General features: G+C 70.0%; 19 protein-coding genes. 8 read left to right on the forward strand and 11 right to left on the reverse strand.

What is annotated here, in order from left to right:
• Nucleotides 1-92 precede the first annotated feature (92 nt).
• The gene (gene trxA / locus WME85_RS21555; protein WP_437840583.1) at nt 93-410 is read left to right on the forward strand and encodes a thioredoxin; all 318 of its coding nucleotides are present in this window, start codon (nt 93-95) and stop codon (nt 408-410) included.
• Between the two features lie 113 nt (nt 411-523).
• Here trxA and WME85_RS21560 read toward each other — a convergent pair whose 3' ends face one another.
• Entirely contained in the window at nt 524-1,138 is a 615-nt protein-coding gene (locus tag WME85_RS21560) for a response regulator transcription factor (protein WP_437840584.1), read from the reverse strand.
• Between the two features lie 105 nt (nt 1,139-1,243).
• Here WME85_RS21560 and WME85_RS21565 point away from each other — a divergent pair, with 105 nt between their 5' ends.
• On the forward strand, nt 1,244-2,527 hold the full coding sequence (locus WME85_RS21565; protein ID WP_437840585.1) for a hybrid sensor histidine kinase/response regulator: 1,284 nt from the start codon (nt 1,244-1,246) through the stop codon (nt 2,525-2,527).
• Nucleotides 2,528-2,806: 279 nt separating this feature from the next.
• Nucleotides 2,807-4,177, forward strand: coding sequence for a hybrid sensor histidine kinase/response regulator (locus WME85_RS21570; RefSeq protein WP_437840586.1), 1,371 nt, complete (start codon nt 2,807-2,809; stop codon nt 4,175-4,177).
• A gap of 296 nt (nt 4,178-4,473) precedes the next feature.
• Here WME85_RS21570 and WME85_RS21575 read toward each other — a convergent pair whose 3' ends face one another.
• Nucleotides 4,474-5,769, reverse strand: a complete 1,296-nt coding sequence (locus WME85_RS21575; RefSeq protein ID WP_437840587.1) for an FG-GAP repeat domain-containing protein — start codon at nt 5,767-5,769, stop codon at nt 4,474-4,476.
• A gap of 337 nt (nt 5,770-6,106) precedes the next feature.
• On the opposite strand from WME85_RS21575, the gene WME85_RS21580 reads away from it, so the two are divergent.
• Nucleotides 6,107-6,730 (forward strand): hypothetical protein, encoded by a 624-nt coding sequence (locus WME85_RS21580; protein ID WP_437840588.1) that lies wholly within the window; start codon nt 6,107-6,109, stop codon nt 6,728-6,730.
• 296 nt (nt 6,731-7,026) lie between these two features.
• Here WME85_RS21580 and WME85_RS21585 read toward each other — a convergent pair whose 3' ends face one another.
• From WME85_RS21585 to WME85_RS21605, 5 genes are all read right to left on the reverse strand, one after another.
• Nucleotides 7,027-9,108, reverse strand: a complete 2,082-nt coding sequence (locus tag WME85_RS21585) for a DUF2169 domain-containing protein (RefSeq protein WP_437840589.1) — start codon at nt 9,106-9,108, stop codon at nt 7,027-7,029.
• 3 nt (nt 9,109-9,111) lie between these two features.
• Nucleotides 9,112-9,483 carry a PAAR-like domain-containing protein gene (locus tag WME85_RS21590; RefSeq protein ID WP_437840590.1) on the reverse strand — a complete coding sequence of 124 codons (372 nt, stop codon included), beginning with the start codon at nt 9,481-9,483 and terminating at the stop codon, nt 9,112-9,114.
• 61 nt (nt 9,484-9,544) lie between these two features.
• Entirely contained in the window at nt 9,545-10,243 is a 699-nt protein-coding gene (locus tag WME85_RS21595) for a DUF3540 domain-containing protein (RefSeq protein WP_437840591.1), read from the reverse strand.
• A gap of 40 nt (nt 10,244-10,283) precedes the next feature.
• On the reverse strand, nt 10,284-11,360 hold the full coding sequence (locus WME85_RS21600) for a pentapeptide repeat-containing protein (RefSeq protein ID WP_437840592.1): 1,077 nt from the start codon (nt 11,358-11,360) through the stop codon (nt 10,284-10,286).
• Between the two features lie 83 nt (nt 11,361-11,443).
• Entirely contained in the window at nt 11,444-11,881 is a 438-nt protein-coding gene (locus WME85_RS21605; RefSeq protein WP_437840593.1) for a hypothetical protein, read from the reverse strand.
• A gap of 72 nt (nt 11,882-11,953) precedes the next feature.
• Between WME85_RS21605 and WME85_RS21610 the strand changes: the two genes are divergently transcribed.
• Nucleotides 11,954-13,885 (forward strand): choice-of-anchor D domain-containing protein, encoded by a 1,932-nt coding sequence (locus WME85_RS21610; protein ID WP_437840594.1) that lies wholly within the window; start codon nt 11,954-11,956, stop codon nt 13,883-13,885.
• A gap of 72 nt (nt 13,886-13,957) precedes the next feature.
• Here WME85_RS21610 and WME85_RS21615 read toward each other — a convergent pair whose 3' ends face one another.
• From WME85_RS21615 to WME85_RS21625, 3 genes are all read right to left on the reverse strand, one after another.
• Nucleotides 13,958-15,403 (reverse strand): type VI secretion system Vgr family protein, encoded by a 1,446-nt coding sequence (locus WME85_RS21615; RefSeq protein WP_437840595.1) that lies wholly within the window; start codon nt 15,401-15,403, stop codon nt 13,958-13,960.
• Nucleotides 15,404-15,481: 78 nt separating this feature from the next.
• Nucleotides 15,482-17,158 (reverse strand): DUF2169 domain-containing protein, encoded by a 1,677-nt coding sequence (locus WME85_RS21620; protein ID WP_437840596.1) that lies wholly within the window; start codon nt 17,156-17,158, stop codon nt 15,482-15,484.
• A 300-nt stretch (nt 17,159-17,458) separates the two neighbouring features.
• Entirely contained in the window at nt 17,459-18,562 is a 1,104-nt protein-coding gene (locus tag WME85_RS21625) for a hypothetical protein (RefSeq protein WP_437840597.1), read from the reverse strand.
• Nucleotides 18,563-18,841: 279 nt separating this feature from the next.
• Here WME85_RS21625 and WME85_RS21630 point away from each other — a divergent pair, with 279 nt between their 5' ends.
• From WME85_RS21630 to WME85_RS21640, 3 genes are all read left to right on the forward strand, one after another.
• Nucleotides 18,842-18,997 carry a hypothetical protein gene (locus tag WME85_RS21630; RefSeq protein WP_437840598.1) on the forward strand — a complete coding sequence of 52 codons (156 nt, stop codon included), beginning with the start codon at nt 18,842-18,844 and terminating at the stop codon, nt 18,995-18,997.
• Nucleotides 18,998-19,481: 484 nt separating this feature from the next.
• Nucleotides 19,482-20,650 (forward strand): IS3 family transposase gene (locus tag WME85_RS21635; protein ID WP_437840599.1). Its coding sequence is split into 2 segments (ribosomal slippage): nt 19,482-19,737 and nt 19,737-20,650, totalling 1,170 coding nucleotides; the frame shifts between segments, so codons are not numbered across the junction.
• Nucleotides 20,651-20,940: 290 nt separating this feature from the next.
• The gene (locus WME85_RS21640) at nt 20,941-21,243 is read left to right on the forward strand and encodes a hypothetical protein (protein WP_437840600.1); all 303 of its coding nucleotides are present in this window, start codon (nt 20,941-20,943) and stop codon (nt 21,241-21,243) included.
• Between the two features lie 83 nt (nt 21,244-21,326).
• Here the strand turns inward: WME85_RS21640 and WME85_RS21645 are convergent, their stop codons facing one another.
• Complete coding sequence (locus WME85_RS21645) at nt 21,327-24,086, reverse strand: Kelch repeat-containing protein (RefSeq protein WP_437840601.1); 2,760 nt, start codon at nt 24,084-24,086, stop codon at nt 21,327-21,329.
• Nucleotides 24,087-24,333: the final 247 nt, after the last annotated feature.

Below are 24,333 nucleotides of genomic sequence, written 5' to 3' on the forward strand. Positions count from 1 at the left end.
CATGCCGACCCGTTGCTCGAGAGGCACTCCAGCAGGTCGACCCATCGTCGAGGCCGCGCTCATCGGCCCGGCCGCCAATCAAGGAGGAGACCATGGCAAACATCCCTGCGCTCACCGACGCCACGTTCGATGAAATGATCAAGAGCTCCGGCGAGCCCGTGATGGTGGACTTCGGCGCGACCTGGTGCGGGCCGTGCAGGCAGCTCGCCCCCATCGTCGAGGGCCTCGCGAAGGAGTATCAAGGCAAGGTCAAGGTGTTCGCGGTCGACATCGACCAGGCGCCGAAGATCGCCCAGAAGTTCGGCGTGAGGAGCGTGCCCACCTTGATCCTGTTCAAGGGCGGCGAGAAGGCGAACCAGCTCGTCGGCCTCGCGTCGCGCGACAGGATCGTCAAGCACTTCGGGCTCTGAGCTAGCCGCCGAGCCGCCATGAGCGGCCGCCCTCGGGGCTGCGGCGCCGATCGAGACCGGCCGAGCGAGGCGCCGCGGCGCTCCGCCGGCCCGCGTCCTCCGCGCGCCGCGGCTCAGGGCCCTTGCAGCCGGTCCACGAGGCGCACGAGCTCCGCCACGGACTCGACGCCGAGCTTCTCCATCACCCGGCCGCGGTGCACCTTGATCGTCTTCTCCGCCGCGCCGAGCTCGTCGGCGATCTGCTTGTTCAGCAGCCCCCGCGCGACCCGCAGGCACACCTCGCGCTCGCGCGGGGTGAGCGCCTCGAAGCGCGTCCGGAGCGCCTGCTGCTCGCCCTGGGCCGCGCGCGCCCGCGCGTCGCGCTCGATCGCGCGCGCCACCGCCGCGAGCAGGTCGGTGTCGTCGCACGGCTTCGTGAGGAAGTCGATGGCGCCCGCCTTCATCGCCCGCACCGAGCTCGGCACGTCGCCGTGCCCGGTCAGGAACACGATCGGCAGCGGACACCCCCGCCGCGACAGCTCCTCCTGCAGCTCGGTCCCGTCCAGGCCCGGCATGCGCAGGTCGACCACCGCGCAGCCCGGCCGCTCCGAGGGGGCGCGCTCCAGGAACGCGCCGGGCGACGCGTACGCCTCCACCGCGTGCCCCGCCGCGCGCAGCAGCCGCTCCAGGGCGCGCAGCACCGAGGGGTCGTCATCCACCACAAACACCGTGGGCGCGGTCTCCGCCATGGCAGCCAGCGCATTCCACGCCCAACCCGGTGAGGGCGTCAACAACAGCGGGCAGGCGCGGCGGCGCTTGACGCGCGCGGCGACGCGCTGGCATCTGCTCCCACCATGGCGCCGGCCCGCCCCGCGATCGTCTTGCTGGTCGACGACGATCCCGGCAGCCTCAAGCTGCTCTCGGAGGCCCTCGCGGGCCAGCCCCTCCTCACCCTCGCGGTGGCGATCGACGGCGAGATGGCGCTCCGGCAGATCCGGCGCGAGGCGCCGGATCTCGTCCTGCTCGACGCCGTGATGCCGGGCATGGACGGCTTCGAGGTGTGCCGCCGCCTGAAGGCGGACCCGGCGACGCGCGGGATCCCGATCCTGTTCATGACCGTGCTCGCCGACACGGCGAGCCGGGTGCGCGGGCTCGAGCTCGGCGCGGTCGACTACGTGAGCAAGCCGTTCGTGCGCGAGGAGCTCGTGGCCCGCGTGCGCACGCAGCTCGCGATCCACGCCGCCGCGCGGGCGCTCTCGGAGAAGAACGAGGAGCTCGCGCGCGCCCAGGCCTCCCTCGAGCTCGAGGTGGCGCGGCGGACGGAGGAGCTGCGCGCGGCGAACGAGCGCCTCGCGCGCGAGCTCGAGCTCACCCGGACCGCGGAGCTCAAGGTGCAGAAGGCCCAGGACGAGCTCGCGCACCTGAACCGGGTGTCGGCGATGAGCGAGCTCGCGGCCTCGCTCGCGCACGAGCTCAGCCAGCCGCTCGCCGCCATCCTGAGCAACGCGCAGGCCGCAGAGCGGCTGCTCGCGCACGCCCCGCCGGACATCGCCGAGGCGCGGGCCGCGCTCGCGGACATCATGGCGGACGATCGCCGCGCCGGGCAGGTCATCCAGCGCATGCGCGCGATGCTCCGCAAGGGCGAGCTCAGCGCGGCCGCGCTCGACCTGGACGAGCTCATCCGCGATGTGGTCCGGCTCATGGCCAGCGCCGCGCTCCTCGCCGGCACGACCGTGCGGATCGAGCTCGCGCCGGGCCTGCCGCGGGTCCGGGGCGACCGCATCCAGCTCCAGCAGGTGCTCCTCAACCTGCTCGTCAACGCGCTCGACGCTGTCGCTCGCCGCCCGCCGGAGGCGCGCCTCGTGGTGGTGCGGACCCGTCGGACCGACGGAGGCCAGGTCGAGCTCTCCGTGGCGGACTCGGGCGAGGGCATCCCGCCGGCGGACCTCGAGCGCGTCTTCGAGCCGTTCTTCACGTCGAAGCCGCAGGGGCTCGGCGTCGGCCTCGCGATCAGCCGCTCCATCGTCGAGGCGCACGGCGGCCGGCTGTGGGCCGAGCACTGCCCCGGCGAGGGGGCGACGTTCCGCTGCGCGCTGCCCGTCTGGAACGAGGAGACGCGGCCCTCGAGGTGGTCCTGACGGCGATCTGCGCGCGGCAGCGGGGTACATCGCCACGGCAACGACCTCCTGCGGTGCGCCCGGACACACGGGACCTCACCGCATGGGACCATGGTCCCATTGCCGCCCGTGGGGGCTGCGTGTCACAGATCGTGACCCTGCGACCGCTCCGCCCCCGCCTCCCGACCGAGCTTCTCCTTCCTCGACCGCGGTGCACCTCCACGCGCGGCAGCCGCTCGAGGGCACGCAGCGACGACGGGTCTTCGTCCCACCACGAACACCACAGGCCCGGTTACCGCCATGGCAGCACGCTCACGCCACGCCCACACCGATGAGGGGGTCAGCGGCGGCGATGCGCTGGGTACACCAGCGAGCCCGCTCGCATCCGGCACGAGGCTCGCGCCGGAGCGCCCTGCGCTCGTCCTGCTCGTGGACGACGATCCCGGCGCGTTCGAGCTCGTCTCGCAGGCCCTCGACGGCCAGCTTCTCGACCTCGCGCTGGTCAGCGACGGGGAGACGGCGCTCGAGCGGGTCCGGCTCGACAGGCCTGATCTGGTCCTGCTCGCCGCGGCGATGCCGGGCATGGATGGCTTCGAGGTGTGCCGCCGCTTGAAGGCGGATCCGGCGACGCACGAGATCCCGATCCTCCTCGTGACCGGTCTCGCCGACCCGGCGAGCCGGGCGCGCGCGTTCGAGGTCGGCGCGGCCGATCAGGTGACCAGGCCGCTCGTGCGCGAGGAGCTCGCGGCCCGCGTGCGGACGCAGCTCGCCGCGCGCGCGGCGTGGCGGGCGCTCTCGGCGATGAACGAGGAGCTCGCGCGCGCCCACGCCGCGCTGGAGCCCGAGGTGGCGCGGCGGACGGAGGAGCTGCGCGCGGAGATCCGGCGCCTCCAGCGGAAGATCAAGCAGAGCCAGGCGGCCGAGGGCGAGGTGCAGCGAGCCCGGGAGCAGCTCGCGCAGCGGGACCAGGTGTCGGCGATGCGCGCGCTCGCGGCCTCGCTCGCGCACGAGCTGAACCAGCCGCTGGCCGCCATCCTGAGCAACGCGCAGGCCGCAGAGCGGCTGCTCGGGCGGCTCCCGCCGGACATCGCCGAGGTGCGGGCCGCGCTCGAGGACATCGTGGCGGACGATCGCCGCGCCGGGCAGGTCATCCAGCGGATGCGCGCGATGCTTCGCGAGGGCGAGCTCACCGCGGCCGCGCTGGATCTGAACGCGCTCGTCCGCGAGGTGGATCGGCTCATGGCCGGCGCCGCGCTCGTCGCGGGCACGACCGTGCGGATCGAGCTCGCGCCGGGGCTGCCGCGGGTCGAGGGCGACGGCGGCCAGCTCCAGCAGGTCCTCGTCCACCTGCTCGCCAACGCGCTCGACGCCGTCGCCTGCCGTCCGCCTGCGGCGCGCCGCGTGGTGGTGCGGACGCGCCTCGCCGACAGGGGCCGCGTCGAGCTCTCCGTGGCGGACTCGGGCGAGGGCGTCCCCCTGGAGGACCTCGAGCGGATCTTCGAGCCGTTCTTCACGTCGAAGCCGCGGAGGCTCGGCGTCGGCCTCGCGGTCAGCCGCTCCATCGTCGAGGCGCACGGCGGCCGGCTGTGGGCCGAGCGCTGCCCCGGCGAGGGGGCGACGTTCCGCTGCGCGCTGCCGGTCCGGGACGAGGACGCGCGCCCCGCGGGGTGAGCCCGGCGTCCCGCGACCGGGGCTCGGGCGGAGCGGCCGGGCCAGCGCGTTCCGCGGGGCGTAGCACCGCCCGTGTTTCGCGCCGGTGGGAGGCCGCCTTGGATGGGCGCGAGGATCCTCACCCTGGAGCGACAACCGCTTTGAAACCAGGAGAAAAAGCAGGAATTTCACAGGGAGACGGGGAGGCGGGGAGGCGGGGAGCGAGAGACGGCAAGAGGGAGAAATTCATTCTTTTCTTCCTCCCCGCCTCCCCGCCTCCCTGTGAAAATTCTCCGGGTTTTAACGTGATAGGTGTTCTAGCGTTGTAGGAAGACGAAGGCGCCCTTCTTGTTCGAGATGACGATGTCCGGCCGGCCGTCTCCGTTGCCGTCCGCGACCGTGAGCTGGGTGCCTACCCCCGAATCGTCGTCGATGAGAACGGGCTGGAAGTCGACGCGTTCCGCCGCTCGCGCCTGCTCGAACCAGTAGAGCCGGGCCGGCGCGTCGAAGTCCGGCGTGCCGGCGGGCACATGACCCCAGAAGCGCTCGCCGCTCACGAGGTCCTGGAGCCCGTCACCGTCGATGTCGGCGTGAGCGAGCGCGTGCGGCTCGTGCATGAACACGCTCGACGTGGCATCGGGTGTGGTCCCCGGAACGACGACGTGCTCCACGAACGCAGCGCCGGCCGCGTTCGGAATCTGCTCGAACCAGGAGAGCCCGTAGCCGTGAGCGGCGAGCGTGGTCGCGATGTCCGCGTCCCCGTCGCCGTCCACGTCGACCACCGGCATCTGCGCTCCCCCGGCGCCGAACGGCTGCTCGACGCGCGTGAACGGCAAGCCGTCGGGCGACTCTGGGCTCCCCGTGAAATAGCCGCTCGCCTCGACCAGGTCGCTCGCGCCGTCCCCGTTGACGTCGCCTGCACCGAGGCCGTGCGTGAACTTGCCGTACCCCCGATCCTCGGTGAGCGCCCGGAAGACCCACGGCTCGGTCGGGTCCACGCCGGGCGACGACGTTCCGAGCACGCCCCCCGACATGTGCACGAGCTCGGGCACGCCGTCGCCGGTGATGTCGGCGAACAGCGGCGACTCGTTGTCGATCGGCCACGGCAGCGCGTCGTGACGAGCCCAGAGCGCGTCGCCGTCGCGCGGGTTCTGGTACCAGGCCGCGGGCGCACCCGGAAAGCCGACGACGAGGACGTCGGTGAACCCGTCGTGGTCGAAGTCGTAGGGGAACTCGAAAAAGCAATCCGAGTAGCCGTGCGGATCGAAGGCTTCCTTCGGCCACACGGGATGGCTCGTGCCATACCCCGGACCCTCGTACCAATCCGGGCCCGCGATGACATCCGTCACCCCGTCGTGATTGAAGTCCGCAAAGCTCGCCCCCTCGCAGGTGAACTCGCGGTGCAGCGTGATCTTCACGAAGCGCGCGTCGAGGGCGGCCTCGCGCGGGAGCGGTGGGGGCGCGTCGGTGCCCGCGGGCGGCGCGTCGGTGCCCGCGGGCGGCGCGTCGGTGCCCGCGGGCGGCGCGTCGGTGCCCGCGTCGACGGGCGCGCGCGAGGACTCGGCCGCGCAAGCGATGACCAGGGCGAGCGGTGTGCAGCGCAATAACCCCATTCCCGAAGCCATCTCCGAGCGCTTAGCACGTCGTGGTAGGATCGGTGTCCATGCGCCGGCCATCGCGCACGGTCCCGCTCGTCATCGTCATCCTCGCCGGACCGGGTGGCGCTCGAGGCATGCCGCGAGGCCTGGGCGGCGCACGTGATGCTGCGGGACCTTCACCGTGGGCGACGCGGCGGCGGAGGGCGCCCCGCTGGGCCACACAGGGCAGCGCGGCCAGTCCTGGCCCACGTTGGCCCACGACTGTTCGTCGCCACCAGGGTCAAATCCTTGTAAAATCAGCTAGTTAGACGCTCGCTGACACATGGCACGAAACATGTTTATGTACGTCCCCGTGAAAAATCATCTTGTTGTTTGGCTCAGCTTCTTGGGAATTGCGCTTCTTGGCTGCAGCGGCGGTGAAGGCGGTGGCGGCGGGGAGGGGGGCCAAGGCGGCGATGGTGGGGCCTCATCCCAGTGCGACGAATTGCGTGACGAGGCGTCGCCGGGGAACGTGGTCTTCAAACTCACGAACAAGCGCGCCACGCCGATTTATTACGACGACAACGGCGAATGCTCGAGGGCGTTCAGGGTCAGCGAGGGCGATGCGATGCCGCAATCGCCCGGCCTGACCGGGTGGCCCACCTGCGGGTGGTACATGGACAACGACGACCAGGGCCCGCTCGATTGCCTCTCGAGCGAGCTGAGTACCCTCGGGCCGAACGAGAGCGTCGAGCTCACCTGGGATGGCCGGGTCCTCGAGCACCATGATCTGCCCGCCGAGTGTCAAGACAGCCGCGAATTCCCCCCAGCCTGCGACAAGCTCGTCGCGCTCGATGCTGGCACCATAACCGCGCATGTAACTTTCTGGGGTGACCAGGATTGCACCAACGGCATGTGTGTGGGGATCGATCATGCGATCAAGCAGCAGCCGTTCTCGTTCCCCGCCGCGGGGCCGGTCGATATCGACGTGGAGTGAGCGTCGGCGTCAGCCTGGCACGCATCGCCCTCGGCACCGACGCCTCCGCCCGCGCCATGATGGACAGCCTCGGCGACATCCGCGCCACGCTGGTCCGGACCGCAACGGGCGCCCAGGGACGGCGCCCCACGATCCCGCTCGCGCCCGAACTGAATGCAGAACAGCGGCGCGCTGCTCGCATCTTCGAGCTCGACCGCTGGCTTCCAGGTCTTTCTTCATCTAGACGCCGACAGAACGCAGCGCCAGGAAAGCAAGCGCCTTCCTAAACGTCAGGACCGCGCGTTGCGAAAGTAGGGCTAGCCCCTGGCGAGCTTCGAGCCTGCCAAGAGCGCCTGATCCAGGCGCGTCTGATCCAAGGTAGCCTTCAACGTCTCAGCCGAGTAGAGGTTCGCGCCACGAAGATCGGCGTGGCTCAGATCGGCGCTCTCGAAATCGGCCTCCATGAAGTTCGCCTTGACCGCATGCGCCCCGAAGATCCTGGCATGCCGGAAACGAGCGCCCTTGGCCGTCACCCGATGGAGCACGGCATGATCAAGCTCGCTGTACGAGAATATCCCTGCGCTCAGATCCGCGTCCATGAAGTTTGCCGACCGGAGCTCGGCGGCCTGAAACGAGCACCCAGACGCCCTGACGCGCTGAAACGAGCCCTTCGACAGCTTCGCGTCATCCGCCCTGAACCGCGCCATGGACGCGTCGTCGAAGCTCGACTCCTCGGCCGAACAATCATACATCTGCGCGTCGTCGAGGATCGCGCGCCGAAACGTCGCGAGGCGTAGCACCGCGCCCGAGAACGTCGCGCCGGCGGCGCTGGCCCCGTCGAAGACGACGCCAATCAGCGTCGCGTCGGCCAGGTTGGCTCGCGCGAGCTCCGCACCGTCGAACGCTGCCCCGGAAGCGCTGGCATCGGCAAGCGTCGCATCGGCGAGCCTCGCGCCAGAGAAGGTCGCATTCGTCAGGTTCGCGCCGGAGAGGTTCGCACCGGTGAGGTTTGCGCCCTTGAAGCTCGCGCGCGCCGCCGAGACGCGGTCGAGAGCAGCACCCGCGAGATCCGCGCCGTCGAAGAGCGCCCCCTCGAGCCTGGCACCGCTGAGACGCGCGCCTGTGAGGTCCTTGCCGCGAAAGTCCATGTCGGTGAGGTCGCAATGAAAAAAGCTCATGCCCGCCAGGACGGCCCCGGATGCCACGAGCGCCGCTGCCTCCTCCCTCGGCATCGCGGGCGGAAGCTCTACCGGCCCCGCCAGGAACCCGTCCTCGGCGCTGCCGACAGGCGGCGGGGCCTCGGGGCCCGGCGCGTTCGAGACCCGAGGAGCCGTCTCGCCCTCGATCCGGGCAAGGAATCGCTGCTGTACGGTCTCGATCGCCGTCTTGGCATGAACGTCATCCATGCACGCATAGAGCAGCGCTATCTCGGGCGCGTCCTCACGCGTGACATTGAGGATGCCACGCCACACCAGACAGACCTTCAGCGCGTCCGCGTCGAACCACACCGTGTCCAGGTTCAGCGGGATCTCCCGGAGCTTGCCGCCTGCCTCGCGGGACTGCTGCGCGAAGGCCCGGGGCGCGAGGCCAGGGAGCTTGCCGTTGATGACCGGGAGCCTGGGGTGCACGCCCGCCAGATAGAAGTCCTCGTCGCCGCGCGGATAGGCGATCTGCTGCTCGGGGGGCGCCGCGTTGAAGTACCTCCAGTCGAAGTCCCGCGGGAAATACGGCCATCGCTCCTTGAGCCAGGTGCTGTCGTACGTGCCCAGCCGCGAAGCCCGGAGCGCCCAGGTGGCGGGGACCGGCGCGAAGCACACGGGGGCCGGGCGATCCTGCGCGCTGCGAAGCAGCTTGTCCCCTCGCTCCAGGTTCGGCAGCCAGGGTCCGGCGCCCCCCTGGATGACACCCCTGCCCACGGGATTCTCCTCGTACCCCGGCCCGCCGAAGGCCCGCTCGTAGCGGAGCGGGATGCGATCGAACGGGCTCGGCGCCGACGGCCCGCTCGTCTGCCACCTCCGATCGCCGAGCGCCGCCAGCGAGAGCCGCAAGACCCGGCCGAAGGCGAGCTGCACGTTCGTGACGCCGGATCGCTGCGGCTGCGCGTACGCGTGCCCCACCATCAAGATATCGGCGCTCGGCTTGAAAGGCGCATGGTCGGACGCGTACCAGAGGGTCCCTTGTGGATCCTCGTCGAAATACACGTCCCCGGTCGGGGGCTCCTGATCGCCCGGCGGGAGCGGCTCGGCCATCCCCTCCGGGACGATCGTCATCGAGCTCTTGACCACCACGACGAGCGCGTCCTGCGGCGGCTGGAGCTGCCACGGGCGGACGGCCGCGGCGATGGATCCATCGGTGACGATGGGCACCGTCTCCCTGCGGCGAACCGGCAGATCGAGCATGGCTCAGGGCGCGACCAGGACCTTGGCCTGGCTGGGAGAGTCGTGGAGCCCCGCCGGCATGTTGGCGTTGGCGCCGTTATGCGCCGTCTGCGCCGTGAGGTACACGGCGCCCTTCCCCTCGATCTTGACCTTCGAGCTGCCGCGCTTGAACACCACCTTCTGCGCCACCGTCCCGGAGACGACACCCCCCGCGGTCCCCGCCTGATCGCCGGTGCTGGCCGGTATCTCGGACATCTCGACGACAGCGTACTTGTTCTCGATCATCACCTTCGTCGAGGTCGCCGTGGCGTTGCTCACCATCGCCATGTTGGGAAACGGTATCGGAATGGGCGGGGCCGGCGGCGCCGGAACCTTGCACACGTCGGGCATGCCCATGCAAGTGCCCCCCCCTTCGATCCCGCTGGCATCATCGCGCTCACTCCTGCTTTTCCTGCCGCTAGCCGAGCAGCACGCGCTCGCCGTCGATGCGCGTATCTTTCTCCGACGTGATCGTCGTCCGGCGCCCGAGCAGCTCGAGGGTGCTCGACACCAGCGTGCGAAGGCGCCCGGCGCGCGTCTCGAGGAGCCCTTCGACGTCGTGAAACACATCCATGGCGCGCTCGATGACGCGGCCGGCGCGCAGCTCCCACTGGCCCACCGCCCAGTCCGCCTTGACGGCATCGACCGCGAGCGCTCCCGCGGAGACGCGTGCCTTCTCGCTCGCCAGCGCGATCGAATCCTGCGTCAGCTCGATCTTGCTCCCGTCCACGCCTGCCGAGAGGATCACGCGGCCGGCCGGCGCCGAGAGCTCGAGATCGGACGTCGCGGAGATCCTCAGCTCGCCCGTGGCACCATCCAGGCTCGCGACCAGCGCGCCTCCGGGATCGAAGAGCGCGAGCACCTGCCCCTTGACGGTCGCCCTGGCCCCGGAAGGCGCCATGAGCTGGGACGGCTGCGCGGCGTGCACGACGCCCGTCACGTAGACGGTGCCCGAGTCCGCCTCCTGAACGAGCACGCGATCGCCCGTCGTAGGGCGATAACCCGGCACCGCGATACGGGCCGTCCACTCGGTCTCCGAGCGCGAAACGCCGCGCAGTCGGACGCGCCCCTCCTCCACGCCCAGCACGAGCGCCTCGACCACGGGCTGGACGGACACTCCTCCTCGCTGCGCTGCCCCATGTCCTGTCATCATGACGTCACCCGTTGGTAGAGAAATCTTCCGCCGCCGCCCGGTCTGGATCGGTCCCGCGAAGGCCATTTCTGCTCGCGCCCGAGAGCCGCGCTTGGCTCATGTTCGCGCGATGCATGTTCGCGAAATCGAGGATGGCATGGGCCAGCGTGGCGTGGCTCAGGTCCGCGTGGGACAGGTCTGCCCACGAAAGCGAGGCGCCCTCGAGCGAGGCGCCCCGCAGATCGGCCTTGCCGAGCCTGGCCTGACCCAGCTGTGCGCCTCGGAGCTGCACCCCCGGCGCCATGACGCGGACGAGCTCGGCGTCCTCGAGGAGGGCCTGCGAGAGATCGGCCCCATCGAGCCTCGCCTCGGTGAAGTCCGCGCGCTTGCCCTGGAGGCCCATGAGCTTGGCTCGCCGCAGATCGGCCCGCGCAAAGCAGCTCTGGCCCGCCTTGACCCCGCGCAGATCGGCGCCCTCGAGCCTGGCGTCGGACAGGTTGGCATCCTCGAGGCTCGCGCCACGGAAGCTCACACCCGAGCCCTCGACCCGCTCCAGCAGGCACTGGCGGAGCTCGGTGCGCTCGTCCAGCTTGCACGTCGTGAGGTTCGCGCCGCTGAAGTCCGCCAGAAAGAAGCGTGCTCCCCGAAGATCGGCCGCGCCGAGCGCGGAGCTCCCCACACGGCACGTCGTGAGATCCAGCCCGGCGAGCGACGCGCCCGCGAGCGTGACGTCCGAGAGGTCCGTGCGGAGGAAGCGCGCCTCGCGCAGATCGGCCCCGGTCAGATCGGCTCCCTCCAGGTTGGCGTCCACGAGGAGCGCCTGCGTGAGGATTGCGCCGAGGAGCCGGGCATCGGCCAGGTCGGCGCCGCTGAAGTCGGCCCCGGCGAGCTCGACCCCCGAGAACTGCGCGCCGGTGAGCCGCGCCCCGGCGAGCTTGGCCCCCGCGAGCGACACGCTCACCCACTGCGTTCGCTGGAGGTCCATCTCGCGCAGATCGACGCCGGCGAGGTCCACCGCCTCGACGCGCACACCCCGCGCCCTGCCCTGAGCGCAGAGCTCCATCAGATGAGCGCGGTTCGTGACGACGGTGGTTGCGGCCATCGAGGCTCCTCAGCGCCGGCCCGGCGCACGCGCCATGCTACCGGAGGCGCCGGGCGCCCAGGGGGAATGTGCACTCCTCCGCGTCACGCGCCGTCGTCTTCCTTGGGACGCTTGATCCCGTAGAGCTGCCCGTCGCCGGCGTCGAGCAGCTTGAACCGTGGCTGTCGCATTTGCGGCGGAATGTGCGCCTCCACGAAGCGGTTCCAGTTCGACGCCATCACGCAGAGCGCCTGGAAATACGTCTCGGGGTCGAGCCGCAGCGAGGAGACCACGCGCGCGCGCTCCGCTCCGGCGCGCCCATCGAGCGCGTTGCGGCCCGGGAACGGCGCGTGGTCGGTGAACACGACGGCGAACTGGCGCGGCGAGTGCAGGACCTGCACACCGTTCGCCGCAGCGGGCGTCGTCTCCGTGGACCAGTCGATGGGCATCGCGCCCGGCTCGGCAGGGTTCACGGCGCCGCTCGCCTTCATGGCCTCTTGCATCGCTTTGATCGCGCTCTCGGCGTCTTCGGGGCTGCCCATCGGGGTCGTATAGCAGAATGCCGCGCTTCGGGGTATGGGCCGGGGCCATCTTCCGGCATAGTGGGCGCGCCCATGACGTCGATCCAGCCGAACCCCGCCTCCACCGACAGCGCGAGCTCACTGACCTTCTCCCCCGCCGCGCTGCGCTTCGGACCCGTGCCCGCGGGGGCGGCCGACGTGCGCGTGGTCGTGGTGCAGAACGGCACGGACGAGGCGGTAAGCCTCGCGCTCGATCCCGGCACCGCCGAGTTCAGCGTCCTGGGCGACACGACGACGGTCGACGCCGGGCAAGAGGCCGAGCTGTTCCTGCAGTATCAGTCCGCGGCCGAAGGCGCGCACAGGGCGACCTTGACGGCGACGGGCCTGTCGGGCGAGCTCGGGCGCTGCACGCTCTCCGGCACGACCATCCCGAGCCTGACGATCGATCCCGGCGCGATCGCCTTCGGCGACGTGCCGGTCGGGCAGAGCCGCGTGGAAGTGCTCTTCGTCACGAATGCGACCGGCAGCGACGTCGAGCTCGTGCTGAGCCCGGAGGTCGGGGGCACGTTCACGATCTCACCCGCGAGGGTGCCGAGCACGTCGGTGCCGACGCTGATAGTGGTCACCTACGTGCCTGATGCGATCGGCCCCGCCCAGGCCACGCTCCGCCTCTCGGGCTCGCCGCTCTCCGCATCGCTCTCGGGAACCGGTGTCGTCCCCAGCGACCTCGACTTCGTGGACGCGGACGCACAGCGCTTCAAGGTCGAGGTGCCGTTCGACCACGCGCGCCTCTTCCTCGGGGCCGGCGTCACCAGCAGCCCGGCGGGTACCTTCTCGAACGTCGACGGCTGCGGCCTCGACGCCGACTCGAACATCTACCTCAGCGCGCGCAACGGGCGTATCTTGGCGCAAGCGGGCGGAGACGTCTTTCTCCAGGCCGACGGCGGCGAAGCTGGAGACGGCTTCGCGCAGCTGCACCAGCAAGGATCGAGCGGGAAAGCGATCCTCAGCTCGAACGGCACGGCGTACGTGGCGGGAAAGGGCGGCGTCACCATCAGCGCAGGCGTCAAGGTCGCGCGGGACGACGGTGCAACGTTCGACAGCACGCCAGACACTGGGACGATTGACGCCCTTGCAATCAGCTTCACCGCGTTTGACATGCTCGTCGCCTCCAAGCTCGCCTGGGACGCGATGCAGAGCTACTGGGAAGATCGCGCCGAGACGCCGCGCGCAAAGCAGTTCTTGGAGATCGCCGCCGCGGCCGCGGCCGTAGCCGCCCCCGTCCTCGGTGGGTTGAGCGCCGCCGCCCTGGTCCCGGGCGTCACGCTCTTCGGGGCGGGCGGCATCTCGATCTTCAGCCCTGCGTATACCGTCGTCCACGGCGTGGCGGGGCTCGCCCTGGTCTCCATGTATCCCACGATCTTCGGTCTGGTCGACGCGGGGATCTGGGCGGGGGACGACGTCGGCATCACGGCCTCGACGGGCTCCGTGAAGGTGTTCGGTAGCAAGTCGGTGAACGTGCACTCCGCGGAAAAGGTCTCGATCGAGGCGTCGACCAACAAGCACCAGACCGGTGGCACGATCGAGCTCAAGGGGCATACGATCGCGATCGGCCGCCGCGAGGGTTCAGCGCAGGAGCCGCGCACGAGTCTAATCTTCCTCGAAGCGGCAAAGTTGCTCCAGATCGACGTCGGCGCTACGGAGGCTGAGGGCAACATCGAGCTCGGCGTGGGCGACAACAAGCTCCGCATCACTCATGCCGGCATCGAGATCGAGGCCAAGAAGTTCACCGTCCTTGCCGGAAACTCATATCTGCAGCTCTCCGACACGGACTTGACGCTCAACTTCAAGGACGGCGGCCAGCTGGTCCTAAACCAGGAGAGTGCCGCTCTGGAGCGAGGCGGCGCCGGCGCGGTGATTCTCTCGCAGGGTAAAGCCGTGCTGCAACACACCAAGGACAGTCGGCTCCGCTTGGACGCCAATGGCCTGAATTTCAAAGGCAAAAAGCACAACCTCGGCGCTTGATCCCGGTCCTCCAGCGGGGGTCGTCGCTCTTCCCGAGGATGTAGGCGCCGAGCGCTGGGCTCCGCGTCGTGCTCAGACGTAATCGTCGAGCTCGACGACGATGCCCGACACGGTCCTGATCTGGTTGACGTGCGCGTTCGAGGCCGTGACCGGGGATGGCGCAGACTCGTTCGGCGTGGCGCCGAGGATGATCGGCCTGTCAGGATCGCCGTCGATGAACCCGAGCAGCACCTCCGTCCCCGGCTTGACAGGAAAATGCATGCCGTAGCCTGGTCCTGCGTGCGGCTGCGCCATGCGCACCGGCCGCGACGCCTTGGCGCCGCCGCCCGCCGCGGTGTCGAAATGGAACTGGACGGTGTACCTGCCCTTCGGATCGATCCGCGCGTGCCGCCCCACCGCGTTCGACTCCACGACCCCGCTGAGCAGCCCGTGGATCCGCGGCCTCGGCGTGATCCGGGGCGGCCTGTACGCGCGGCTCGCGGGGATCGCGCGAAACGAGTTCCTGTAGGAAGGCGCGCTCTCGACGCCGCCGTGCCCCCCCACGACCTGGTTCGCCTCGTGCTCGACCTCGACGAGCAGGAGGCCGCTCTCCTGCACGTGGGGGTGTCCCTCCAGCGTGAACCGCAGGCCGGCGCCGAAGGCGGGAATATCGCTCTCCCCGACATAGACATCGCGCGTGGACTGGCGCTCCTCGGCGCGAACCCGGGCGAAGAATTTCCCTTCTTCCGGCGTCTTGAAGTGCGTGCCGTACTCCACGACGCCTCCCGCGTACGCCGCGGGGAGCTCGTGATGCGCCGTCAGGTCGATGCGCGGATTTCGATAGTTGTAGTCCTGTACGACGTACCCGGCCGGGATGAGGCGAGTCTTCACCTCAAGCGAGAAGACGTCGCGCCGCTCGCCCCTGGGCCGGAAGGCCACGTCGCCGCCGTCGCCCACGGCGCCGAACCCCGCCATGTGGTCGGTGAGCACCAGCACCTCGCGCTCCTCGCCGTGATCGAAGAAGAAGCTGATCCCGAGGTGCTCCGCGAGGCGCGAGATGAAGGCGAGGTCGCTCTCCCTGTACTGCACGACGAACTCGCGCGGCGGATAGGCCTCGAGGAGCCGATGCTGGACATCCGACGCGAGGCCCACGAGCTCGATCTTCTGCTGGATCATCTGTGGGATGGTGAGATCCATCAAGATCTCCTGCGTCTCGACCAGCGTGAGGCGCCACGCGCGCGGGACGAGGAGCAGATCGTAGCTCCGGTGTTCCGCCTCGACCTCCAGGCGATCCACGAGCTCGGCGATCATGCCGTGAACACGCCTGAGCACGACGCCGTCCCGCTCCATGACGATCGTCGCCTCGGCGCCCACGACCTCGTCCCTCGGCAGCCCCTCGGGATCGAGGCACAGGATCGAGATCTGGAACGAGAAGAGCTGCGAGATGGCCTCACGGCCGCGGAGCGTGCGGACCCGCAGGGGATCGCAGCGGAACGCCGCGGATTCCAGGCGAATGGTGAGCGGGTGCTTTGCCGACATGGATATCAAGAGACCGCGGAAGGTCGACCACGTCAAGCGATACGGCAATTCTCGCCGGATGTTCCGCTGCGATGGCCGTCACCGGGTGAAGCGGCCGTAGAGCACGCGCTTCACGTCCACCGAACGACCGGGAGCCTCCGGCGCTCGCGGCGGTGGCTGCGGCGCCGGCGGCGGAGTCTCACCCTCGGAGAAGGCCTCCGGCTCCGCCGCATGAACCCTCCTGGGCGCGGCCCCGGCGGCTCGCGGCTCCGCGGGGCTCGAGGACACCGCCGAGCCCGCCGGCGACGCCTCGGGCCCCGGCGCCGCTTGCAGCGGGCTATCGGGCAGGGGAGGCTCCGCGGCCGCCGAGGCAGCAACGTCGCTTTCGGCGGCAGGCGCGCGGTGCGCTGGTTCTTCGATCTCGGCGGGAGATGCGCCGCGAACGGGGTGCGGCGCGCTGTCAGACGGACGATTCACCACAAATGGCAGCGTGCCGCGCTCCAGCCCCTGCGACACCATTCCCGTGGCGGTCGGGAACGGTTGCGTGAGGAGGAGGTCTTCGCGTCCTCGGCGCCGAGGTTGAGGCGCCGGCGCCGGCGGGATCGCTGGCGGCAGCTCCGGATGGAACGGCAGCGTGGCGGGCTTCGGGCGCGGCGCCCCCTCGGGCTCATCCTCCAGCGGCACGGTGTGGAGCAGGCGCGCCTTCGAAGGCGCACCGCCGTGCCGCGCGGCGCCGGCGGTGGCCCCGGCCTCCGACTTGCCGGAGACCGCGGGGATCGGCGCCGGCTGCGCCCTCGCAGCCGGCGTCGAGCGCTCGGGCCATGACCGCGGCTCCCCCTCGACCTCCACGGACACGGCCGCTCGCATGGACGCGAGCGCCGAGCGGCTGGGCAACGCGAGTTGCCCGCGCCACACCAGCGTGCACCGTTCCTCGTCGGCGTCGATACGGAGCGTGTCCGCGGTGAGCACGAGCGTCCCATCCGCGAGGCCGTGCTCGGTCAATCCGGAGACGCTCGCGAGGCCGCGCGCGCGCGGCACCCTCGTGGCGAGGCGCGGCACGCCGGGGCGCACCCCGTGGAGCACGATCCACTCACCGCCGCGCAGGCGGTCGAGCCGCTGATCGGGCGGCGCTGCCTGGAAGTATTCCCACGCAAAATCATCGGGGATATCCGCGAACGGAGCTTCGATGCTCGTCCGCTGGCACGCGCCGAGGAGCTTGCGCCGGGAGGGCCATGTCCCGCCGATCGGGCCGAGACACGCGGGCCTGCGCGGGCCGGCCGGCGCGACGAGGTTGGGCTCCCCGTCACCGGGAAGCGCCCCCAGACCGACGGGGTTGTCGAAATACCCCGCCCCGCCGAACGCCCGCTCGTACACGAGAGGAATCCGCTGGAATGCCGCGGTGTGGCGGACCAGGAGCGACTTCTGCAGGAGCGTGCGCCCCTCGTCGGCCACGGCCAAGCCCACCTGCACCGACTGGGCAGGCGCTTCGGTGGGTGAGTAGGCGTGTCCCGTCAGGACGACATCGACCTTGGTCAGATGAGGTGCCAGATCGCGGGTGATTCGGGTGCTGCTGCTCGGGTTGTCGTGATGCGGGACGTCGTGCTCGACGATGCGCTCGGGCTCGATCCGTCGCATGGTGCCGTCGGGCACGAGGCAAAATGTCGCTTTGACCACGATCGTGGCATGGATACGGCCCCGATAGCGCCAAGCGATGGCCGCGGCGGCGCAGCCCGGTGCGGTCGCGATCGCGTCATTCGAGAACAGCCCGCCGCTCATTTCCTCTCCTCTCGTCGTCTCTCCAGGCGCCTGACCCGCGAGGCGTCAGGGTGCCCCGGATCCATCTTGACACCACGTTCCACAGAAGGAAGTCCAAACGTTTCGGAGACGTCGAGCCCCACCTTTGGGACCTGCCCTGGACAGCGTGTCCCGCTCGCCCTCGTAGGCCAGGAGCGGCACCGCGTAACCGCACGACGTGGCGACGCGCTCGAGCGCGACGCGGATCACCGATCGGACGCCCTGGAACGGCGGGAAGAGGCCCGCCTGCCGTTGAGCCAGAGCTGGGCAGAGCGCTGCGTATCAGGGGGGCGAGCGACCCAGCCCTGGATGGACGTCCGAGGTTTTCCCGCCGCCGGTCTCGGCGCGGGGCGCGCGGATCGTGGGCAACCAGCGCATCGACCGATCTGAGCCGAGCTCAGGCCTCGGCGATCTCCCCCCAGCGACGCGCCCGAGGCGCCCTCCTGGCGCCGCGCGGATCCGGTAGTCCTCGCCCCGCCCCCGGCTCTCGCATGCCCCCGTCGCCCTCGCCTCCCTCCGTCGCCCAGCGAGTCCGACCGTGTGGCCACGGCCTCCGCGCTGGCCGCCGGGGGCCGCGCGCGCTTCGTGGCGTTCGACGCCTTCGAGCAGGCGCTGGCGTTCGCTCCGGACGATCTGCCGGTCGGCTTGCACGCTTGCGGCGAGCTCGGGGATCGCATGGTGGCGGCGACGGCCGAGGCGCCCTGCGATCTGGCGCTCGTCTCGTGCTGCCTGCAGAAGATCGACGCGCCGGCCCGCGCTCCGCTCTCGGCCGCGGCCAGGGCGGCGGGGCTCGTCCTGAAGCGCGAGGCGCTGGGGCTCACCAACTTGACGGCGCGCCCCGCGGGGGTCGAGGCCAGCCTCGACGAGGAGCTCTTGGCGCGCGAGCGGCGGCACGCGCTGCTGTCGCTGCTCCGCGGCCGCGGGCTCGACGTCGCCCTGGGCGAGGAGATGCGCGGGATCAACCGGCGGCGCGCGCACAGCGGGCTGCGCGAGCTCGCGGCCCGGGCGCTCGCGCTTGGCGCTCGCGCTTCGGGGCCTCGGCCCGGCGACCGAGGCCGAGCTCCGCGAGCGCGAGGTCGCGGCGCGCGCGGCGTTCGGCCCGAAGCGCGCCCTGAGCAGCGCGGTCGTGCCGCTCATGCCTGGATCGCGCGCCACGAAGAAATACCCCTCGGCCTCGGCCGCGACGCCCGCGGTCCGCGCCTCGTGGAGGTCCGTGGTGTACAGGTGGTGGGGCTGGCCTGCGCGCGTGCCGACGGCGCAGTGTACCCCGGTGAACGCGTTGCCGAACTGATTCCAGAGCACGAGCTTCGTCCCCTTCCACCTCGGCTCGCCGAAAGCCGGAGTCGAGAGATCCACGAGCCGATCGGGGTGGGGTGTCGCGAGCATGGACGCAGGGACCTCCGCGCCCGCCTCGCGGCCAGCGTCCCGCCGCCGCGCTTTCATACCGTCAAGTACGCTGGCGTGCTCGCCTCGGCAAGTCGCCCACGTTGGCGCGCAAGCGCATCGGACCGCGCCCTGCGAAGCCAGAAGAGCCTACGAAGGCGGACGATGACGCCGCTCCGAAACGCAAGCGTGGCGGCTATCGAGCGGTCGACAAACCGCGCCGAGCTCTTGCGCCGCACATGTGCGATCGATGTCCTCGAGTGCCCAGCTTGCAAGGGGCGGATGAAGCTCGTCGCCATGGTCACCGAGCCAAGGAACATCGCCCGCTTCCTCTCCGCGCTCGGCGAGCCGACTGATGTTTCAGCACGCTCTCCCAGCGTCCACGCGGCGGCCACCGTACTGGAAAAGCACCGTTCTGCGCCGCAAGGCGCCCGGTGACGCCGCATAGCGTCTCGCGACGCGCCTCCCGGGCCAGACCAACGCCCGGACGGACACGTGTGCCCACGGCACGCCGATGCGCCCCATAGCGCGCTCGGCGCCGCCTGGACCACGCTCTTTCGACCCAGGACCGAGCCATCACGACGCTCGCGGTCCCACCATTTCGGTTTGCTGCGCTACACTTCTTCGTGCTGCGCTCCGGCTTCTTTTACCTACGGTGCGCCAAGCACAGCTTCGATCAGGAGGATGCCATGTGAAGTCCACACCAACTGAAACCTGATGTAGCGACCCAGCGGGTTGAATTCCTGCCCGACCAAGGTAGGGCCGCCAGTCGGAAGCGAGTCTTGCGTGGTGACCGAGTGCAACCCGGACCACGAAGCGTAGACAGCGAGCACGCGGGCTGCGGAATCGGGCTCCGAAAGAAAGAAGTCGTGTGGTCCTCCCCCGCTTCCGTCGACACCCCCGACGGCACCAGGAGGCAGGGATGGGACGGAGAAAGAGGAGGGCGTTCACGCCCGAGTTCAAGGCGGAGGCGGTACGGCTGGCAAAGGCGAGCGACCGGAGCATCGGTCAGGTGGCGAAGGACCTCGACCTGACCGAGACGTCGCTGCGCGACTGGATCAAACGCGCGGACACCGACGCGGGCCACGGCCCGCCGGGGGCGCTGACGACGCCGGAGCGTGAAGAACTGCAGCGGCTGCGCCGCGACGTGAAGCGGCTGGAGATGGAGCGCGAGATCCTAAAAAGAGCGGCGGCCTTCTTCGCGAAGGAAAACGAGTGAGGTTCGAGTTCATCGACGCGGAGAAGGCGCACTACCCGGTGCTGGTGCTGTGCGCGGTGTTGCTGGTCTCGCGCAGCGGCTACTACGCATGGGCCAAGCGCTCGGAGTCCGCGCGGGCCAAGTCCGACGCTCAACTGAGCGCGCAGATCAGGGCCGTGCACCACAAGAGTCGTGGCCGCTATGGCAGTCCGCGCATCCACGCCGACTTGCGTGCTCGCGGCATGCGCGTCGGCAAGAAACGGGTCGAGCGGCTGATGCGCGCTCAGAGGCTCGCGGCTCGGAGGAAGCGGCGCTTCCGCCGCACCACCGACTCGCGGCATAACGGCCCGATCGCCCCGAATGTGATCGAGCGGCAATTCGATGCTCGAGCGCCCAACCAGGTCTGGGTGACGGACGTGACGTACATTCCAACCGGCGAGGGCTGGCTGTACCTAGCCGTGATCCTGGACCTGTTCTCGCGCCGCGTGGTCGGCTGGGCCGCGAGCGCGTTCAACGATCGCGCCCTGGCGCTCACCGCGCTCGCGTTCGCCTTGGGAACGCGGAGGCCGGCGCCTGGACTGGTGCACCACTCGGACCGCGGCAGCCCCTACGCCAGCGACGACTACCGGCTCGTGCTCGGGGCCCACGGGCTCATCCCAAGCATGAGCCGCGCTGGCGACTGCTGGGACAACGCCGTGGCCGAGAGCTTCTTCGCGACGCTGAAGGCGGAGCTGGTCGAGTACGAGCGCTACCCGACGCGAGCGGCCGCCACCGCCTCGGTCAGAGACTACATCGACAACTTCTACAACCTGAAACGCCGGCACTCACGGCTCGCCTACATGAGCCCGATCGAGGTCGAATTGAAGACCTACGTGGCCGCGCGCGCGGCATAGTAAGACTGTCCGCGGAAGCGGGGGAGGACCAACCGCTTCGATTCTTGGGCAAGAGAACCGGAGCACGACGAGGAGGCTGTCGGCCAAGATCAGGTCTCCTCGTCGCCTATTTTGTGGCCGGCCCCGCGCCGCTGCTCCGCTCCTCGGGTGGACCTACCCCGTCGTGAGGCGGGCGTGGGAGCAACGATGGGTGGTAATTCCCGAGCGGTGATCGGAATGGTGGCAGCCACGTGCTAGTCTCTTTTTTTGAGAATCCTGTACGCTTAACCAGAATGCATGGACATAGCTCCGTGGACGTCGTCCTCCCTCGTCGGGTACGCGGAGCGAGCACCCTCCAGGATGGCCATCTTCGCTGCGCAGAACTCCTCACCATCACGCAGCATGCTCGATGCGAGGGGCTGGAGCATCAACGAGGCTGGGCGGTAATAGCCGGATCGGCGGGGGCGGCGGGGGCCGACGGCGGGTCGCTCGACGCGCTGCTCGAGGGGACCCTGCGGATGGCGTATCCGTGGGGCGGGGCGGACGCGGTGCTGGAGATGCTGCGGGGGATCCGCAAGGCGGTGGAGGAGGCGGAGGCGCGCAAGCAGGCCTGAGCCTTCCGCCCCTTCCGGGGCCGACCATGCCGCGAGGGGAGGTCGAGGGTCCCCGCGACGGTCGGCCCCGGCGCCGGGCAGCGTCAGGGGGTGTAGTACTCAGGCCTCGACACGGCGGAGCCGCTGCTGTCGACGCCCCCGACGGCCAGCACCCTGCCGTCGAAGAGCAAGACCGATCCATGCCCGTAACGGGGATATTTCATGTCCGCGGTCTGGATGCGGTGGTTGGTTGCGGGATCGAAGAGGAGCGAGGCCGCCCAGGCGGTGCTACTGCCCCACTGCTTCCCTCCTGCAATCAGCACCATGCCGTTGTTGAGCTTCGTCAGGGTAGGTTCGTCGCGGGAGCCGACAGTCTCCCCCGTAAGATGCGTCCAGGAATTCGATCCCGGGTTGTACACGCTGGGGACTGTGGTCGAGCCAACCGCCAGCACGTCGCCGTTGTTGAGCACGACCGCGTCAAAGTCGCTGCGGACGGCCGGCATTGCGGCTGCAGACGTCCAGGTATTGGTTGCTGGATCGTAGATCTCGACTGTATCCAGCGAAGATGACGTGGCGTTCGTGCCTCCCGCGACGAGCACCTTGCCGCTCTGGAGCAGCACCGCCACGTGCTTTGCGCGCTCAACCGACATATTCGCGCTCCCAAACAGCCAGGCGTTGGCCACGGGATCGAAGATCCCGGTGCTCTTCAGATAGGTCGCGGGACTAGAGCCAGCCTGTATCCCTCCGGTGATAAGCACCTTGCCGTCGAGGAGCCGCGTCGCGGTGTGCTCGAAGCGCTTGGGGCTCGTGGCCGTGGTGGCGCCCGCGGTCGTCCAGGTGTTGGTGGAGGGGTCGAACAGCTCGGCGTTCGCAGTCGTGGGGCTGGCAGAGCTCCCCACCACCAGGACCTTCGAGTTCGCCAGCAGCGTCGCGGTGTGACCCACGCGCTCCACGGTCAGCAGCCCGGTTGCTGTCCAGACATCGGTCGCCGGGTTGTACACCGCGGCGCTCGTGTCACCCAGGGCGCCGCCCACGGCGAGCACCCGGCCATCGCTCAGCCGCGTCACGGTCGGCCTGGCGCGCGTGTGCGTCATCGGCGAGAGGCTCGTCCACTTCTTGCCCTTCGGGTCGTAGAGCTCGGCGCTCGACGTCTCCATGACGCTCAGCCCTGTGAAGTCGTAGCCGCCCGCGAGGAGCACCTTGCCGCTCGAGAGCAGCGTCGCCGTGTGTTCGATGCGGATGGTGCTCATGTCTTCCACGACCTCTTCCCAGGTATTGTCCGAGGGATCGTAGACCTCGGCGCTCGAGAAACCACCGTAGTTGTCTCCTGCGCCAGCGCCGCCCGCCACGAATACCCTGCCGTCGTTCAGCCGCGTCGCGGTGTGAGAGTAGCGGGCATCACCCATCGGCGCGACCGTCGTCCAGCTGGACAACCCCGGGTCGAAGATCTCGATGCTCGTCGTGGCGTCGGAGCTGGTGAGGCCGCCAGCGACGAGCACCCTGCCGTCCAGGAGCTGTGTCGCCGTGTGATCTTTGCGGGCGACGGACATTGCCGGAGCCGCCGGGCTCGGCAACCAGGTGTTGTTCACCGCGTCGTAGATGTCGACGCTGCCCACGGTCCCGACGCTGTTGCGCCCGCCGGCGACGAGCACGTTGCCATTCGTGAGCTGCGTCGCGGTGTGATGGCTGTGCTGCGTGCTCATCGTTCCGGCGGGCGTCCAGGTGTTGGTCGCCGGGTTGTAGCGCTCGGCGGTCGCCAGGTAGGTGCTGCCACTGGAATTCCCACCGACGATCAGCACCTGACCGCTCGAGAGCCGCGTCGCGGTATGAGCCCTCCGGGCCGTGCCCATTGTTCCGGCGGACGTCCAGGTGCTGGTCGCCGGGTTGTAGAGCTCGGCGGTCGCCAGGTAGGTGCTGCCGACAGACCCACCGACGATCAGCACCCGACCGTCCGCGAGGCGCGTCGCGGTGTGATACATCCGGGTCGAGGTCATTGTTCCGGCAGGCGCCCAGCTGTTGGTGCTCGGATCGTACAGCTCGGCGCTGTTCAAGGTGGAGCTACCGAACCCGCCCGCGACGAGCACCTGGCCGTTCGCGAGCTCCGTGGCGGTGTGGGCGCGGCGCGCCGTGCTCATATTGGGACTCGGCGCCCATATCGGGTCGACCAGCACCTCCTCGCCGCCCGCGTCGACCCAGAGCGCGATCCTCGCGCCGCGCACCTCGAGCCGCACCGGGACCGGCCGCCCTCCGCTCGCATACGCCGCCGGCGCCGTCACGCGCAGCCGCGCCGCGCCGTCCGCACCGGCGACCTCGACCGCATCGCCGTCCTGTCGCAGCGTCGCGCCGCTGACCTCCCACTCGGCCGCCGGTGCGTCGCCGTTCGCCACGCCCGCGTCGAGCAGCAGCCACTCCTCGTAGCCGGCGTCGACCGCGGACCAGAACGACGTCCCGCCTTGCCGCCGGTACGCGACGGCGCGCTCGACGATAGCGCCCTCGCCCTCGGCGTCGATCTCGCGCACGCCCACCTCGAAGCCGCCGGGAAGATGGAAGCGGAGCTCTCCTTCCCCGCGCTCGGGCAGGCTGGCGTGCAGCCCGCCGCGGCGCTCGAACAGCTCCGCGAGGCCGCGGCTCGAATCGCCGGTCGAGGCGATCGTGAACCCGTCGTCCACGGCGACGAACGCGTTGCTGCCCTCGAGCACCTGTGCGGCCTGCTCAGGGAAGCGGAGGCGCAGATCGTCGCCTGATGGCGGCGCGCTGTCGTTCGCGCAGCCGAGGACGCCCAGGGAGAGCGCTCCGGCGAGGAGCGATGTGAGCCATGTGAACCATGCGAATAGTAGGCTTTGAGCCCGGATACGGACATGCATTAAGGATCTCCTTAGGTTCAGAGAGATCCCATCGACGCCCCTGCGGGGGAGGCGCGATGGGCACGGCGAGAAGGGCGGTCGGGAGCGCTGCACGCTGCGATAAACTCCGCGCATGCGTCGCCGGCTCGAGCAGAACGGCCGGCTTCATGACGTTCGGAAGGCAGTCCTGGCGGTTGGTACCTCGCTTGACCGGCGATGGACTGCTCGGGGGCAAACGTCCCGCACAGCCTCACGCGTCGGTTGCAGT

The organism is Sorangium sp. So ce1153 (genome assembly GCF_051521595.1).
Lineage (GTDB): Bacteria > Myxococcota_A > Polyangia > Polyangiales > Polyangiaceae > Sorangium.